Annotated in this window: 17 protein-coding genes, 1 pseudogene and 1 riboswitch; of the genes and pseudogenes, 9 read left to right on the top strand and 9 right to left on the bottom strand. The window is 60.4% G+C overall.

Features of this window, described 5'->3' with window-relative positions; genetic code table 11:
• Nucleotides 1–16 precede the first annotated feature (16 nt).
• Together NVB75_RS14940 and NVB75_RS14935 are read left to right on the top strand one after the other, a co-directional pair.
• On the top strand, nucleotides 17–502 hold the full coding sequence (locus tag NVB75_RS14940; RefSeq protein ID WP_258347952.1) for a hypothetical protein: 486 nt from the start codon (nucleotides 17–19) through the stop codon (nucleotides 500–502).
• 203 nt (nucleotides 503–705) lie between these two features.
• The gene (locus NVB75_RS14935; RefSeq protein WP_258347950.1) at nucleotides 706–993 is read left to right on the top strand and encodes a PA4642 family protein; all 288 of its coding nucleotides are present in this window, start codon (nucleotides 706–708) and stop codon (nucleotides 991–993) included.
• 88 nt (nucleotides 994–1081) lie between these two features.
• On the opposite strand, the gene mqo is transcribed toward NVB75_RS14935, so the two are convergent.
• Nucleotides 1082–2590, bottom strand: coding sequence for a malate dehydrogenase (quinone) (gene mqo, locus NVB75_RS14930; protein WP_003216154.1), 1509 nt, complete (start codon nucleotides 2588–2590; stop codon nucleotides 1082–1084).
• 397 nt (nucleotides 2591–2987) lie between these two features.
• Between mqo and NVB75_RS14925 the strand changes: the two genes are divergently transcribed.
• Nucleotides 2988–3308 carry a hypothetical protein gene (locus NVB75_RS14925; protein ID WP_143503552.1) on the top strand — a complete coding sequence of 107 codons (321 nt, stop codon included), beginning with the start codon at nucleotides 2988–2990 and terminating at the stop codon, nucleotides 3306–3308.
• An 8-nt stretch (nucleotides 3309–3316) separates the two neighbouring features.
• On the opposite strand, the gene NVB75_RS14920 is transcribed toward NVB75_RS14925, so the two are convergent.
• Entirely contained in the window at nucleotides 3317–3550 is a 234-nt protein-coding gene (locus NVB75_RS14920; protein WP_258347941.1) for a hypothetical protein, read from the bottom strand.
• Between the two features lie 184 nt (nucleotides 3551–3734).
• Between NVB75_RS14920 and NVB75_RS14915 the strand changes: the two genes are divergently transcribed.
• On the top strand, nucleotides 3735–4319 hold the full coding sequence (locus NVB75_RS14915; RefSeq protein ID WP_003216157.1) for a YajG family lipoprotein: 585 nt from the start codon (nucleotides 3735–3737) through the stop codon (nucleotides 4317–4319).
• A gap of 102 nt (nucleotides 4320–4421) precedes the next feature.
• Here the strand turns inward: NVB75_RS14915 and NVB75_RS14910 are convergent, their stop codons facing one another.
• On the bottom strand, nucleotides 4422–4631 hold the full coding sequence (locus NVB75_RS14910) for a hypothetical protein (RefSeq protein ID WP_008434269.1): 210 nt from the start codon (nucleotides 4629–4631) through the stop codon (nucleotides 4422–4424).
• Between the two features lie 181 nt (nucleotides 4632–4812).
• Between NVB75_RS14910 and NVB75_RS14905 the strand changes: the two genes are divergently transcribed.
• Entirely contained in the window at nucleotides 4813–5070 is a 258-nt protein-coding gene (locus NVB75_RS14905; protein ID WP_258347940.1) for a hypothetical protein, read from the top strand.
• Nucleotides 5071–5206: 136 nt separating this feature from the next.
• Here NVB75_RS14905 and NVB75_RS14900 read toward each other — a convergent pair whose 3' ends face one another.
• Nucleotides 5207–6370: a 1-acyl-sn-glycerol-3-phosphate acyltransferase gene (locus tag NVB75_RS14900; protein ID WP_029615884.1), complete on the bottom strand. Its 1164-nt coding sequence runs from the start codon at nucleotides 6368–6370 to the stop codon at nucleotides 5207–5209.
• A gap of 144 nt (nucleotides 6371–6514) precedes the next feature.
• Here NVB75_RS14900 and NVB75_RS14895 point away from each other — a divergent pair, with 144 nt between their 5' ends.
• From NVB75_RS14895 to NVB75_RS14885, 3 genes are read left to right on the top strand one after another with little or no spacing between them, the layout of a single operon-like run.
• On the top strand, nucleotides 6515–6694 hold the full coding sequence (locus NVB75_RS14895) for a CPXCG motif-containing cysteine-rich protein (protein WP_017477711.1): 180 nt from the start codon (nucleotides 6515–6517) through the stop codon (nucleotides 6692–6694).
• A 10-nt stretch (nucleotides 6695–6704) separates the two neighbouring features.
• Nucleotides 6705–6965 carry a DUF2007 domain-containing protein gene (locus NVB75_RS14890; RefSeq protein WP_258347936.1) on the top strand — a complete coding sequence of 87 codons (261 nt, stop codon included), beginning with the start codon at nucleotides 6705–6707 and terminating at the stop codon, nucleotides 6963–6965.
• 36 nt (nucleotides 6966–7001) lie between these two features.
• Entirely contained in the window at nucleotides 7002–7622 is a 621-nt protein-coding gene (locus tag NVB75_RS14885; protein WP_003216163.1) for an SOS response-associated peptidase, read from the top strand.
• Nucleotides 7623–7755: 133 nt separating this feature from the next.
• Here the strand turns inward: NVB75_RS14885 and NVB75_RS33430 are convergent, their stop codons facing one another.
• Both NVB75_RS33430 and NVB75_RS33425 read right to left on the bottom strand, forming a co-directional pair.
• Entirely contained in the window at nucleotides 7756–8499 is a 744-nt protein-coding gene (locus NVB75_RS33430) for a methyl-accepting chemotaxis protein (RefSeq protein ID WP_375378945.1), read from the bottom strand.
• Nucleotides 8500–8613: 114 nt separating this feature from the next.
• Nucleotides 8614–8808 (bottom strand): annotated as a pseudogene (locus tag NVB75_RS33425) (HAMP domain-containing protein); the annotation flags it as partial.
• A 1338-nt stretch (nucleotides 8809–10146) separates the two neighbouring features.
• Between NVB75_RS33425 and NVB75_RS14875 the strand changes: the two are divergent.
• Nucleotides 10147–10965: a M48 family metallopeptidase gene (locus NVB75_RS14875; RefSeq protein ID WP_258347932.1), complete on the top strand. Its 819-nt coding sequence runs from the start codon at nucleotides 10147–10149 to the stop codon at nucleotides 10963–10965.
• 143 nt (nucleotides 10966–11108) lie between these two features.
• On the opposite strand, the gene NVB75_RS14870 is transcribed toward NVB75_RS14875, so the two are convergent.
• The 3 genes from NVB75_RS14870 to NVB75_RS14860 form a co-directional block, all read right to left on the bottom strand.
• Nucleotides 11109–11693, bottom strand: coding sequence for a TMEM165/GDT1 family protein (locus NVB75_RS14870; protein ID WP_003216166.1), 585 nt, complete (start codon nucleotides 11691–11693; stop codon nucleotides 11109–11111).
• An 88-nt stretch (nucleotides 11694–11781) separates the two neighbouring features.
• A riboswitch (yybP-ykoY riboswitch) is annotated at nucleotides 11782–11901 on the bottom strand.
• Between the two features lie 51 nt (nucleotides 11902–11952).
• Nucleotides 11953–12951 (bottom strand): class I SAM-dependent methyltransferase, encoded by a 999-nt coding sequence (locus NVB75_RS14865; RefSeq protein ID WP_258347929.1) that lies wholly within the window; start codon nucleotides 12949–12951, stop codon nucleotides 11953–11955.
• 30 nt (nucleotides 12952–12981) lie between these two features.
• Nucleotides 12982–13947, bottom strand: coding sequence for a 2-hydroxyacid dehydrogenase (locus NVB75_RS14860; protein WP_258348637.1), 966 nt, complete (start codon nucleotides 13945–13947; stop codon nucleotides 12982–12984).
• Nucleotides 13948–13950: the final 3 nt, after the last annotated feature.

Here is a 13950-nt window from a genome sequence, read left to right as displayed (position 1 = left end):
GCGTCTGGAGCTGTTCATGAGCCTGTTGATTCGCACCTGCGCCGCCCTGGCGCTGACCTTCAGTTTGCCCCTGGCGGCCGCTCCGGCGCCGCTGCATAGCCAATTCCTGCCGCCCGACGACCTGACCCTGCGCGCCGAAGCTCCTGACCAACAGCAATTGCTGCAAGTCACCGAGTATTCGGTGGTGGTGGGTAACCTGCGCCAATCCACCCAGCAGCCGATTCCGGTGACCTCACCGTTGATGATCCGCCTCAAGGGCAAGTCCCTGAACAAGGGCGCGACCATCGCCCAGGTGATCCTCAACTTTGATGCCGAAAGCAAAAGCCTGAAAAAGCCGGTGTTCGACGACAAAAGCAAAACCCTGACCTTGTCGTACCCGATGACCCAGTATCGGGTGATCGTCGATTTGCTGCGCAACGACACGGTGTATGTGCAGTTCCTCAGTTACGCCAACGGCCATATCTGGGCCGACTTGCACACCGGCGCCGTTCGTTCCAAGTAACACGTGGGCCCCCGTAGCAGCTGTCGAGCGCCAGTGAGGCTGCGTCAGGCGCGACACGGTCCAAGCCTGTCAGCGCGGCCCACGCAGCCTCGCTGGCGCTCGACAGCTGCTACGGGGTTCAGGCGTGTAACGGCGCTTTCGAAGAAAGGGCCTCGCAGGTAGACTTCAAACCCCGTGTAAATGTCTGCAGGCTGGAGTCGGTAATGCGTAAAGATAAGAAACAGCTGATTGGTGATGAAATCGGCGACGAGCAAATCAAGCTGTTCCTGGATTTCGAGCCGGTAGACGCCACTTCGCCGTCCCTGCACAAACTGATCAAGGCCTACCGTGGCCTGCGTATCGACGACTTTGAACGCTTCCTGGTGTTTTTCAAGGAAGCCGGCCTGGACCTCGACGGCAAGGACGAGCATGGCCAGACCTTCGTTGAAATGATCAAGGACCAGCGCAACGCCGCCGAGTACATCGAGTTGATCGAACAAGCCCGCGGCTGATTGTTGCGGACGAAAAAAAACGCCCCATTCGGGGCGTTTTTTCATTCCCACGCTCTACGTGGGAATGCATCAACTGACGTCACGACACTCAAGCGTAGCTTTCGGTCTCGCTGCTCTGCTCAACCAGTTCCAGGCTGATGTTGTTCTGCGTGTTGATCTTGCGATACAACTCCGCATCAGTCTCCAGGACCTTCTCCCGCGCCGGGAAGATCTCGTGCAGCTTGGCCGCCCATTCACCGGCCGCTTTGGTCGGGAAGCAGCGTTCGATCAGTTCCAGCATGATCGACACCGTCACCGAAGCACCCGGGGAAGCACCCAACAGAGCCGCCAACGAACCGTCCTTGGCCGCAACCAGTTCGGTACCGAATTGCAGCACGCCGCCTTTCTTCGGGTCTTTCTTGATGATCTGCACCCGTTGGCCGGCCACTTCCAGGCGCCAGTCTTCGGCTTTCGCCTCAGGGTAGAAGCGACGCAGGGATTCCAGGCGCTGCTCCATGGACTGGCGCACTTCGCTGACCAGGTACTTGGTCAGGTCCATGTTGTCCCGGGCCACGGCCAGCATCGGGCCGATGTTGCCGGCACGAATCGACATCGGCAGGTCAAGGAACGAACCGTGTTTGAGGAACTTGGTGGTGAAGCCGGCGTATGGCCCGAACAGCAGGGACTTCTTGCCATCCACCACGCGGGTGTCGAGGTGCGGCACCGACATCGGTGGCGAACCCACGGCTGCCTGGCTGTAGACCTTGGCCTGGTGGTGCTTGACCACTTCCGGGTTGTCGCAACGCAGCCACTGGCCGCTGACCGGGAAGCCGCCGAAACCTTTGCTTTCTTCGATACCCGAAGCCTGCAGCAGCGGCAGGGCCGCGCCACCGGCGCCAAGGAACACGAACTTGGCGTCGACATCACGGGAGTTGCCGCTGTTGACGTCCTTGATGCTCACGGTCCAGCCGGCGCCGTTGCGCTTGAGGCCGGTGACACGCTTGCTGTACTTGACCTGGGCATCCGGTGCGCTGGTCAGGTGCGAGAGCAACTGGTTGGTCAGGGCGCCGAAGTTGACGTCGGTGCCGTTCATCACGCGGGTGGCAGCGATTTTTTCGTCCAGCGGGCGACCGGGCATCATCAGCGGCATCCACTCGGCCATCTCGCTGCGGTCTTCGGTGTAGTGCATGTCCGAAAACGCGTGGTGCTGGCTGAGGGTTTCAAAACGCTTTTTGAGGAACGACACGCCTTTCTCGCCCTGCACGAAGCTCAGGTGCGGCACGGGGCTGATAAAGGACTTGGACGAGCCGAAGGTGCCTTTCTTGGTCAAGTAAGCCCAGAATTGCTTCGACACCTCGAATTGGGTGTTGATGTGCACGGCTTTCTTGATGTCGATGGAGCCGTCAGCGGCCTGCGGTGTGTAGTTCAGCTCACACAGCCCGGCGTGGCCGGTACCGGCGTTGTTCCACGGGTTGGAACTTTCCGCGGCACCCGAATCCATCAGCTCAACGACTTCCAGCTTGAGGCCGGGGTCGAGCTCTTTGAGCAGTACGGCGAGGGTGGCACTCATGATGCCCGCACCTACCAGTACTACGTCGACTGCTTCGTTATGCGCCATTTAACGCGTCTCCAAAATCTGCAGCACCAAATTGACGGCATGGCTGCCAGGAGTGACGGGGCGGTTCACGTGATGCCCCAGGTTACCCATGGCCAGGATCGCCATGTCCGATTCTTCGCAATTTATCGCAAGCGGACGCTGCCGACCGGGCCTGATCTGCGTATGAACGCATTTAAGGGCACCTGTGGCAATTCGACTTATGGTCAAGCTCGTCCGATCGTGCAACCAAATCCGTAGCGGACAGGCTTCAAGCTCCGGTTCTTGAGGAGTACTCGGTCCTGTGTGGTGGGGCTGTTCCAGACGCTGATGGTGCTTGTACAAACGCAAAACTATTCATTTGCTCGCCACACTCTTGTGAAGTTGTGAAAACCCGTTTTTTTCACGCTCTTTTGAAGACGTGAACCTCAAAAAAGGGCTGCCCCAGCCTGGCACCTGGCCCGAAATCACTGCCGGCAAGCGGCAAAACGGGCAAACAACTCAAGTGGCCGAGCGCATGGCAGCTCTGGCAGATTCGGGTAAAGACGATGGTTTGCAAAGAAAACAGCAAGCTCGCCAGCTTCACTCGATCTGTGTGGGCGGCTCTCTGTGGGCGGTGCGGGGAGCTAATACAGGAGCATTAGCGATGCTGCGAGGCCCGATCAGGAGACGTCCTTATAATCGGGGGGAGATTGTAGCGAAGAAATGCGCGCAAATGGGCGTGTTTAATGACTTTTATTAGCAGTCTGGTCAGGAGGCCAACACATGCCGTTGCTGTGGCTGCGAAACCCGTGGGTTGATCCGGGCGCTGGCCGGCAGCGGGCGGTGCATCCAGCTCAGGCGAGTCTCTTCGACTTCGACCCAACCTTCACCGACGGGCGGCAGGCTGCACTGCTTGAAGGCCTGGCAGCAGCCTTGGGCATCGAGCAAGGCAAATTGACGATGGCTGGTATGGGAAAAGAACAGTGATTTGAGAAGGCGCATGGCTGTGTACCTGGTTCGTTACATGCTGCGAAGGTTGGCAGTCTGGCATGACAGTGGGGTGACGGTTCTGTGTGAAAATTGTAATTTCGCCGACAGTTCAGGCGCCGTTCAGGATTTCTGGTGAGTGGCGAGCGCTCACCGTTATACTGGCGCCCTGTTTGCATCTAGTCCTGGAGAAATGAGTATGTTGCAACGCCTGTTGTTCGGTTTGATCACTGTGACCAGTTTGACCCTGGTTGGCTGCGCCCACAGCCCGCAACAACTCAGCCCGCAACCGAAAATCACCACCCAACTGGCGCCTGTGGGCCATGGCCAGCCGGTGTCGGTGCGTGTGGTTGATGGGCGCCCGTCGCCGACCCTCGGCACCCGCGGTGGCCTGTACCCGGAAACCAGCGCTATCACGGTGACCGGTGCCGACGTGCTGCCCAAGCTGCAAGCTCAGGCCGAAGCGGCTGTGCGCCTGCTGGGCTTCACCCCGTCCAACTCGCCCGGTGCTCCACAACTGACCATCACCCTGGCCGAGCTGAAGTATCAGTCGCCCAAGGAAGGCCTGTACGTGACTGAAGCCACCATCGGCGCGACCTTCAAGTCCGACGTGACTGCCGGCACCCGTCGCTACAGCGGTCGTTACGGCGCATCCCTGGACCAGCGCTTCGGCATGGCGCCGAACCAGGAGACCAACACCAAGCTGGTCAGCGACGTGTTGAGCGATGCCCTGACGCGTCTGTTCAAGGACCCGAGCATCGGTTCGCTGCTCAGCTCGCAATAACCGTCAGGCGGGCGCGGAGCGCCCCAGTCGGCATTCCCACGCAGAGCGTGGGAACGATCACCGGGCTCAGCGATGAGCCCGGTTTTTTTACGCCTGCAGCTTTCATGCAGCCGTTTCGACATAAAAGTCCAGCACACTCACTCCAGTCAGCAAATCCAGCTCCGGCAGGTCGGCGTGCTGGTGCCCGCCGAGGGCGCAGTACACCAGCCAGTGGCGGTCCTGCACATTGAACGCGAGGCCGCCCACCAGCGCCTCTTGCTCATCACTTGGGGCAATCAGATACAGCCGATCCTGGTTCTGCGCGTGCAACATGACAAGCTCCCGGGCGTTCGAAGGGCAACAGAGTGGCTTGTTAAGGTGACGTTCAGGTGACGCTGTAAATTACTGGATACATTAGCCGTCAATGGGGAAGGAGTAATGACGCGCAGGCGGCGCATATCATTCAGGTTTGTATCTGGATTGATACCAAGACACTGATACATCGAGGTTTGCGATGTCGCTGACCGCACTACTGCTCAATTCCCTTGCCCTGTTGCTGGCCTGCCCGGCGGCCTGGTTGTTGTTTGTCACACGCCTTCGCGAACAGCGCGCGATGGCCAGGCTTGCCGCGCAAAGCGAACTGCGGGCCATTGATCAACCGATGTTGTTTCTTGATGTGCTGACGCAGCGTACCCATCGCCTGTTCTACCGGCTGGGTTTTGTCTGGCTCGGGCTGGCGTTGCTGGTGTCCTTGTTCAGTACCCGATTGTAAGAACACCCTGAAAACAAATGTGGGAGCGGGCTTGCTCGCGAATGCGGTGTATCAGTCACCAGATGTATTGACTGACACTCTGCATTCGCGAGCAAGCCCGCTCCCACATTAGGTTTGCGCGGTTGCTGGTACCGGGTTACAGGGCAATCCCGGCCTTGACCCGATACTGATTCCTCACCGGCGTCGCGTATTGCAGCACCAGATATGGCCGATGCTCGGCCGGGCACGCATTCAAGCGCCGCTCCCACTCGGCTTTCGCCTTGGCCAACTCATCCGCCGGGAATACCTCGGCTGCGGTCGGCACCTGCAATTGCGGATCGGCATCGCTCCATTGGGCGTACGCCAGGTAATGCACCGGGAACAACCGATAACCGCCCAGAATCTGCCGGTCCATCTCGATTGCCAGCAGTTTGGTGTCTTCGAACGCCTCGGTGATCGGCGGCGCGAAGTTGACGTGCACCCGGCCCTTGTAACCGGTGATGCCCAGGGCAATGCTCACGTCATCCTCCCCCGGCGCCTTGCTGTAGGTGCCGGTAGTAGCGCGGATGTACAGCTCGCGGGCCTTGGCTGCGTCACACGGGTCGTATTCGTAGCTGATGGACACCGGCGTCAGGTTGAGTGACTGAATGACTTCGGCGAACGGCTCGTCCTTGCGGCTCATGTGGAACATCTTGAGGATCGCCGACTCGGTGCGATCATCCCCATCCTTGGCGCGGCCTTCGGCCTGGGCGATCCAGATCGACTGGCAGTCATTGCGAATCGAATGGTTGATGTACGCCGACAGCAGCTGATAAGCCGCCATCTTCTCTTTGCGCCCGGTGATCGAGCGGTGCACGATGAAACTCTTGTTCAGGCGCATCAGGTCGCTGACAAACGGCTTTTGCAGCAGGTTGTCACCGATGGCGATCCGTGGCGTGGGCAGGCCGGCGTGGTACACGGCGTAGTTGACGAAGGCCGGGTCCATCACGATGTCGCGGTGGTTGGCCAGGAACAGGTAGGCGCTGCCGGACTTGAACTGCTCGACGCCGGTATAAGTCACCCCGTCGGTCGCGCGCTCGATGGTGTGGTCGACGTAAAACTCGACTTTGTCCTGTAGCGTGGCCACGGTGGTGACGCCGGCAAACTCACGGCGCAGTTTATGGGCGATCATCGGCTTGAGCAGCCAGCCGAAGGCACCAGCAAAGCGCGGAAAGCGAAAGTGGGTCAGGATGTCCAGAAAGGCCTTGTCACTGAACAGTCGGGCCAGCACTGCCGGGACTTCGCTGTCGTTGTAAGGTCGGATGGTATCGAATTCGCCCATCATGCTCTCTTGTTAGAAACGGCTAGGGTAAGTAAAGGTTTGGAACAATAAATATCAGGGCGTGGTCCGGGCAATTGACCGGGACGAAAAATAGCCCTGTAAATAGACCGGCGATTATACGCACAAGTCACCTTGGAGACCGCGATGGAAGAGGAGTCGTACGAATGTCCTTATTGTGGCGAGGTAGTCACGGCGTTACTGGACCTGTCGGCAGGCGATCAGGAATATATAGAAGATTGCCCGGTGTGCTGCCGGCCCATCGTTTTCGAACTGCAGGTTCATGGCGACGAATGGATGCTCAACGTGCGCAGCGAGAACGAATAAAGGTACGCCCATGCAGCGAATCTACGAACCGGAAAACCTGATGGAAGGCGAGCTGCTGCAAGGCATGCTCGAAAGCGAGGGCATCACCGCGCACCTGGTGGGGCGCGATTTGCTCGGTGGCACCGGCGAATTACCGATCTATGGCCTGCTGGCCCTGGCAGTGGAGAATGAACAGGCGGCCTACGCCCGTGAGCTGATCACTGCCTACAACGGCGCGCAACCGGTGCCCGGTGATGAACCCGACAGCTTTCCCGACGTGTTGGTCTGTTAGGCTGTCGGCTAGTTTCTCCAAGAGTCGTGTTGCCCCATGTGTGGACGTTATGCCCTGTTTCGCTGGAACCCTGCGTTTGCTGCCTTGCCGGGCTTTCCGGCCGACCAGCAGGCCCAGTGGAACATCTCCCCCAATGATTCGGTGCTGATCCAGCGCCTCAGCGACGGCCAGCACACCCTGGCTCGGGCGCGCTGGGGCCTCACGCCGCCCTGGCTGACCGATCTCTCGCGCACGCCTGCCCATGCCCGCGCGGAAACCCTGGCAGAGCAACCGATGTTTCGCGAAGCCTTTCGCCAGCGCCGCTGCCTGTTGCCGGCCAATGGGTTCTACGAATGGCGCGGCACCCAGCGCAAGCGCCCGTACTGGCTGACGCCGGGGGAGGGCAGCACGCTGTTCTTTGCGGCGATCTGGGAAGCGTATCCGGTGCAGGAGCAGGTTTGGCTGAGTACCGCGGTGGTGACCCAGGCTGCGCAGAGTCAGCGCCGGCCGCTCATTCTGGATGCGGCGGGGCAGGCAGCCTGGTTGAACCCCGAGACACCGTTGCACACCTTGCAGGCTTTGTTGGCCAGTGAGCCCACCGCGTTGCGCGAGCGAGTGCTGGCCAATATGGTCAACGATCCGAAGCTGAATGGACCGGAGTGCCTGACTCCGGGTTGAGCGTTGTGTTGAATCGGCCGGCCTCTTCGCGAGCAAGCCCGCTCCCACATTTGATTGCATTTCAACTGAAGGAATGCGGTCGAATGTGGGAGCGGGCTTGCTCGCGAAGGCGCCCGAAAGGGCGCCGCTTGACTTAAACCTTGAACTGATTGATCAACCGCCGCTGCTGCTCCGCCAGCTTGGTCAGGTCCGCACTGGCTGCACTCGATTCATCCGCCCCACCCGCCACTTCATTGGCCACCTGCCCGATATTGATCACGTTACGGTTAATGTCCTCGGCCACCGCGCTCTGTTCCTCGGCGGCGCTGGCGATCTGGGTGTTCATGTCGTTGATCACCGACACCGCCTGGGTAATGGTCTCCAGCGCCTGAGCCGCCTTGGCCGCGTGTTGCACGCTTTCATCGGTACGGTTCTGGCTGTCTTCCATCACCCGCACCACGTCGCGGGTGCCTTGTTGCAGTTGCTGGATCATGGTCTGGATTTCTTCGGTAGCCTTCTGGGTCTTCTGCGCCAGGTTGCGCACCTCGTCGGCCACCACCGCAAACCCGCGTCCTTGCTCACCGGCCCGTGCTGCTTCGATTGCCGCGTTGAGCGCCAGCAGGTTGGTCTGCTCGGCAATCCCGCGAATCGCCGTAAGGATGGCGTTGATGTTTTCGCTGTCCTTGGCCAATGCCTGCACCACACCGACCGCCTTGCCGATTTCCTCGGCGAGGGCGCCGATGGAGGTGGAGGTGTCGCGCACAATCTGCATGCCCTGGCTTGCCGCCTGATCAGCATGGCTAGCGGCTTGTGCGGCCTGGGTGGCGTTGCGGGCCACGTCCTGGGCCGTCGCGGTCATCTCGTGTACGGCGGTGGCCACCTGGTCGATCTCGACCATTTGCTTGTGCACGCCCTGGTTGGTGCGAATCGCGATGTCGGCGGTGTGCTCCGACGAGTCGCTGACCTTCTGCACCGAGCTCACCACCTGGGTAATCATTCCCTGCAACTTGGCCAGGAATGTATTGAAGCCGCTGGCAATCGCCCCCAGTTCGTCGGCGCGATCACTGGTCAGGCGCCGGGTCAGGTCACCTTCGCCCTGGGCGATGTCATTGAGCATCGCCACCATTTGCTTGAGCGGCCGGGCAATGCCGTGGCCCACCAGCCAGATCACCAGCAAGCCGATGCCGGCGATCAGCAGCCCGGCCATGGCCATGCCGAAAATATCGGTTTTGCGCTGGGCGTCGAGGTCATGTTGCATGGCCTGCAAGTCGGCCATCACCGCGCTCAGAGGCAGTTGCAGCATCAAAGTCCAGCGGGCATCTGTCTGGCCGATGTTGAACGGCAGGAACAACTCGATATGCCCGTGTTGCTTGTCGACGTCGTAACGCACTTCGCCGATTTTCAGCTGGCTGAGGTTCGCCAGTTCATTGCTGTCGAGCAGGTCGCTGGCTTTTTCGCCGAGTTTGCTGGCGTCCTGGGTGTAGGCCACGAGGCGACCGTTGCTGGAAATCAGCGCGAGTTCACCGGCACCGTTGTACAAATTCTGATCAGCCTTGGTGAGCATGTCCTGGATGAAGTTCACCGACAGGTCGGCGCCGACGATGCCCTGAAACGTGCCGTCGATCATGATCGGTTCGATAAACGAGGCGAGCATCACCATCGCGTTGCCCACTTTATAAGGGGCCGGGTCGATGGCGCAGGGCTTTTTGCTTTCCTTGGAGCACAGGTAGTACTCACTGGCGCGCACGCCGGTGGAGAGGATTTTCTGGTCGGCCACGTCGGCGAGTTTATCCAGGCCCAGGCTGCCGTCCTCATTGCGGAACCACCAGGGCAGGAAGCGACCGTTGGTTTCGATGCCGACCACCGGGCTGTTCACGTAGGCGGCGTCGTTGTGGTCGATGGCGTTGGCTTCCCAGCCAATATAGGCGCCGAGGATCTTCGGGTTGCGCACCACGGTTTCGTGGATCAGGTTGATCAGTTGCTCACGGGAGATGGCCAGTTGTGGGTTGCCGCTGGCGTCCTTCATGCCCATCAGGGCGTTGGTGGTGGCCAGGCCTTTGGCCGTCACCAGTGGCGCTTCCAGTTCACGCTGGATCAGCGTCGCCTGGGTTCGAGCCAGCGCGGTCAGGCGCTGTTCGATAATCTGTTCGAATTGCCCTTGGGTGCGTTCCTGCACCATCTCCTGGGTGCGCGCGCCGGCGAACAAGGCGTACAGCACCAGCACCGCTACCACGCTCAGCACAATGGCCCCGGCCAGTGCCGCAACAGAAAATTGAATCGACTTGAACTTCATAACGGCTCCGAGCGCTGGGGAGATTGGCTGCTTGTTTATATCGGCCACGAGCGGGGGAGACATGAGGGGGATCCCCTCAAAATGACTGTGCCGGATCGGCGAATGTCGCAAATGGAATGGTCGCCAGCGTTTTGTGAATTTTTTGCGGCGGTGTGGGATATGTCTGAAATCAGGCAGCTACACGTCTGTTGTATCTGGCGTCGATACAATTGGCCGACTACGATACGCGCCATGTTTCCAGGGAGCAGGTTGATGAAAAAGACAGTAGCGGTATGTGCGTTGGGCGCGGCGGTTATGCTCGCCGGTTGTCAGTCCGTCAACACCACCAGCGGCGGTGCCGTGGGCGTCGAGCGCAAGCAGTACATGTTCAGCATGTTGTCGAGCCAGGAAGTCGACCAGATGTATGCGCAGTCGTACCAGCAGACCCTGGGCGAAGCCAGTGGCAAAGGCCTGGTGGACAAGACCAGTGCCAACGCCAAGCGCGTACAGGCCATTGCCAACCGCTTGATCGCCCAGGCGCCCACCTTCCGCCCGGATGCGGCGCAGTGGAAGTGGGAAGTGAACCTGATCAAAAGTGACGAGATGAACGCCAACTGCGGGCCTGGCGGCAAGATCTTTGTCTACAGCGCGTTGATCGACAATCTCAAACTGACCGACGACGAACTCGCCGCCGTGATGGGCCATGAAATTGCCCACGCCTTGCGTGAGCACGGCCGCGAAGCCATGTCCAAGGCCTACGGTATCGAAATGGCGAAGCAGGGGGCCGGTGCCTTGTTCGGCCTGGGTCAGGACAGCCTGGCGCTGGCCGATACCGTGGCCAACTACGGCATGACCTTGCCCAACAGCCGCAGCAACGAAAACGAAGCGGACCTGATTGGCCTGGAGTTGTCGGCGCGTGCCGGTTACAACCCGAACGCGGCGATTACCCTGTGGAACAAAATGGCCAAGGCCTCGGAAGGCTCGCCACCTGAGTTCATGAGCACTCACCCGGCCTCCGACAGCCGGATCGCCTCGTTGCAGGCGGCGATTCCGAAGGTGATGCCGTTGTATCAGCAGGCGAAAAAATCCTGATTTATAAGGCTGAAATGCAAATCTGAATATGGGGGCCCGGCTTGTGTTGGAGTCGGGCTTGCCCGCGATGCAGGCACCTCGGTGTGTCAGTTGCACCGAGGTGATGCTATCGCAGGCAAGCCAGCTCCCATATGGGGTAGCGTTTAGATCCAGCCACTGCTCTGCATGGCCTTGTACACCGCAACAATGGCCAGGATGAAAAATGCCGTAGCCGCCAGTCGACGAATCAGCGTCAGCGGCAATTTGTCCGCCGCGAAATTCCCCGCCAGCACCACCGGTACGTTGGCAATCAACATGCCCAGGGTCGTGCCGATAATCACCAGCCACAGTTCCGGGTATTGCGCCGCGAGCATCACGGTAGCGATCTGGGTCTTGTCGCCGATTTCCGCGAGGAAGAACGCGATCAGCGTGGTCAGGAATGGCCCGAACTTGCGGGATGTACTGGCTTCGTCATCGTCGAGCTTGTCGGGCACCAGGGTCCAGAGCGCGGTGGCACAGAAGCTCGCCGCGAGGATCCAGTGCAACACCGCATCCGAGAAGAAACTCCCGAACCAGGCCCCCACGGCACCGGCGGCCGCATGGTTGGCCAGGGTCGCGGCGACGATGCCGGCGATGATCGGCCAGGGTTTGCGAAAGCGTGCAGCGAGAATGAGCGCGAGCAGTTGCGTCTTGTCGCCAATTTCGGCCAAGGCAACGATTGCGGTAGGGACAAGCAGGGAATCCAGCATCAGGTAAGTTCCAGGGGCGGGTCGACACGGCTATGACACGTACAGCCTTCCCGCCCCGGGTAAGGTGTTCGTGTCATAGGTCTTGTCAAACCCCGGTCCGTCTGTGCGGACTCCTGGGTCGCATACGCCATGGCCTGTTGACCAAGTATGTTGACGTATGCCGGACGAGCGTGGCGCTCGTGGGAGACTACTCCCCTAGGACGGAGCGGATTCTGCCTAGGCAAAATCCATTCGGCAAGCCTTCTTTTGGAAAAAGATTTCAGCCGCGCTTGGCACGGTAAATGCGAAAACCCTGGCCTTCTGCCTTGATTGCGCACACCCCAAGATGCTCTTCGATCAGCGGTTGGTACTTCAGGAAACTATTCGCTACCAAGCGTAGTTCGCCGCCTTTTGCCAGATGTTTGGCTGCTTTTCTCAGCAAGTTCTCGGTGGCGAAATAATCGGTGTGCACCCCGACATGGAACGGCGGGTTGCTCAAAATCGTGTTCAGATTCATCGGTGCTGCGTCGATGCCATCACCGGTCAACACTTCGGCTTCCAGGTCGTTGGCCGCCAAGGTCAGGCGACTGCTGGCGGCGGCGAAGGCATCCACGTCGAGCATCGTCACCGTGTTATGCGGGTATCGACGTTTGACCGCCGCCCCCAGCACGCCAGCCCCACAACCGAAATCCAGCAAGTGACCGCTTGGCAACTTGTCCAGGTGCTCCAGCAGCAGCGCAGTACCGCGATCCAGGCGACCGTGGCTGAACACGCCCGGCAGGCTCACCACCTTGAGCGGCCCTTCAGCCAGCGGCACCTCGAACACCTGCGCCAGGCTTTCCAGCTCAACCGGCTCGGGGGCATTGGCCACCGTGACCAGCCACAACTGGCAGTGCCGCGCATTGTCGAGCTTGCGCGGTTTGCCGAACGGGTTCAGTTGCTTGGCCGCACTTTCGATACCGCCTTTCTTTTCCCCGACCAGGTACAACTCTTTGCCGGGCAAACGCGCCGCCACGGCATTGAGCAAGTAGTCGGTGAGGTCCTTGGACTTGGGCAGGAACACCACCGCCGTGTCGAACGAACGCTCGGGCACGCTCACGCCGAACTGGCTGCGCTCGGCAAAACGTGCGTCCAGTGCGGCCTGGTCGCCGGCGTGCCAGCTCCAGCCATGGGCATTGGGCAGGCGGCCCAGCAGGTCGTCGGCGGGCAAGCCCACCAGCAGCACGTCGCCTTGAAAAAGTTCGGCCTGGCGAAGCAGTACTTCACTGCGCGGATCCATGGTCTGCTCCTTGAAAAGGGGCGCAGTTTATCAACTGACGACGCGCAGCGGGGCGCCGCTGAAAAAGCCCTGAGTGTTTTCGATCAATTGGCCGACGATCCGCTGCCGGGCTTCGCGGCTGCCCCAGGCGTTGTGGGGGGTGACGATCAAGCGCGGGATGTCGCCGGCCAGCAGCGGGTTGCCGTTGACCGGGGGTTCGACACTCAACACATCGGTCGCCGCGCCGCCCAGATGACCGCTGCGCAGGGCATCGGCCAAGGCTTGTTCATTGATCAGGCCACCGCGGGCCGTGTTGACGATGAAGGCGCCAGGCTTGAGCAAGGTAAGTTCACGGGCACCGATAAAGTCACGGGTGTGCTCGTTCAGCGGGCAGTGCAGGGTCAGCGCGTCGACCTGCGCCAGCAGTTCGTCCAGCGGCACGCGATCGGCACGTGCCGGGCGGCCTGGAATGGCACCCAGGATCACGCGCATACCGAAGGCCTCGGCCAGGCGCGCAACGGCGCTGCCCAACTCACCATGGCCCAGCAGGCCGAGGGTTTTGCCTTCCAGTTCGACGATCGGATGGTCCAGCAGGCAGAACTGCTTGGCTTGTTGCCAAAGCCCCGCCTGCACGTCCCGCTGATAGTCGTTCAGGCGCGTCACAAGATTGAGCAGCAGCATGATCGTATGCTGCGCCACCGACGGCGTGCCGTAACCCTGACAATTGCTTACGGTAACGCCGTGGGCGCGGGCGGCGACCAGGTCGACGTTGTTGGTGCCGGTGGCGGTCACCAGGATCAGCTTCAGCTCGGGGCAGGCCGCCAGGGTCTCGGCATTCAGCGCGATCTTGTTGCTGATGGCCACCTGCGCGCCTTGCAGGCGTTCGATAATGTTTTCGGGTGTGGTCTGCTGGTGCAGGCTCAGCTCGCTGAAGAGTGCCCGCAACCCGCTGAGGTCCAGGTCTCCGAGGTCCAGGGAAGGGTGATCAAGGAAGACGGCGCGGCGATTGTTCATTATCAA

The sequence above is a fragment of the Pseudomonas sp. CBS genome (genome assembly GCF_024734645.1).
In the GTDB taxonomy this organism is placed as follows: Bacteria; Pseudomonadota; Gammaproteobacteria; order Pseudomonadales; family Pseudomonadaceae; genus Aquipseudomonas.
This window is presented reverse-complemented; position numbering and strand designations above follow the sequence as displayed.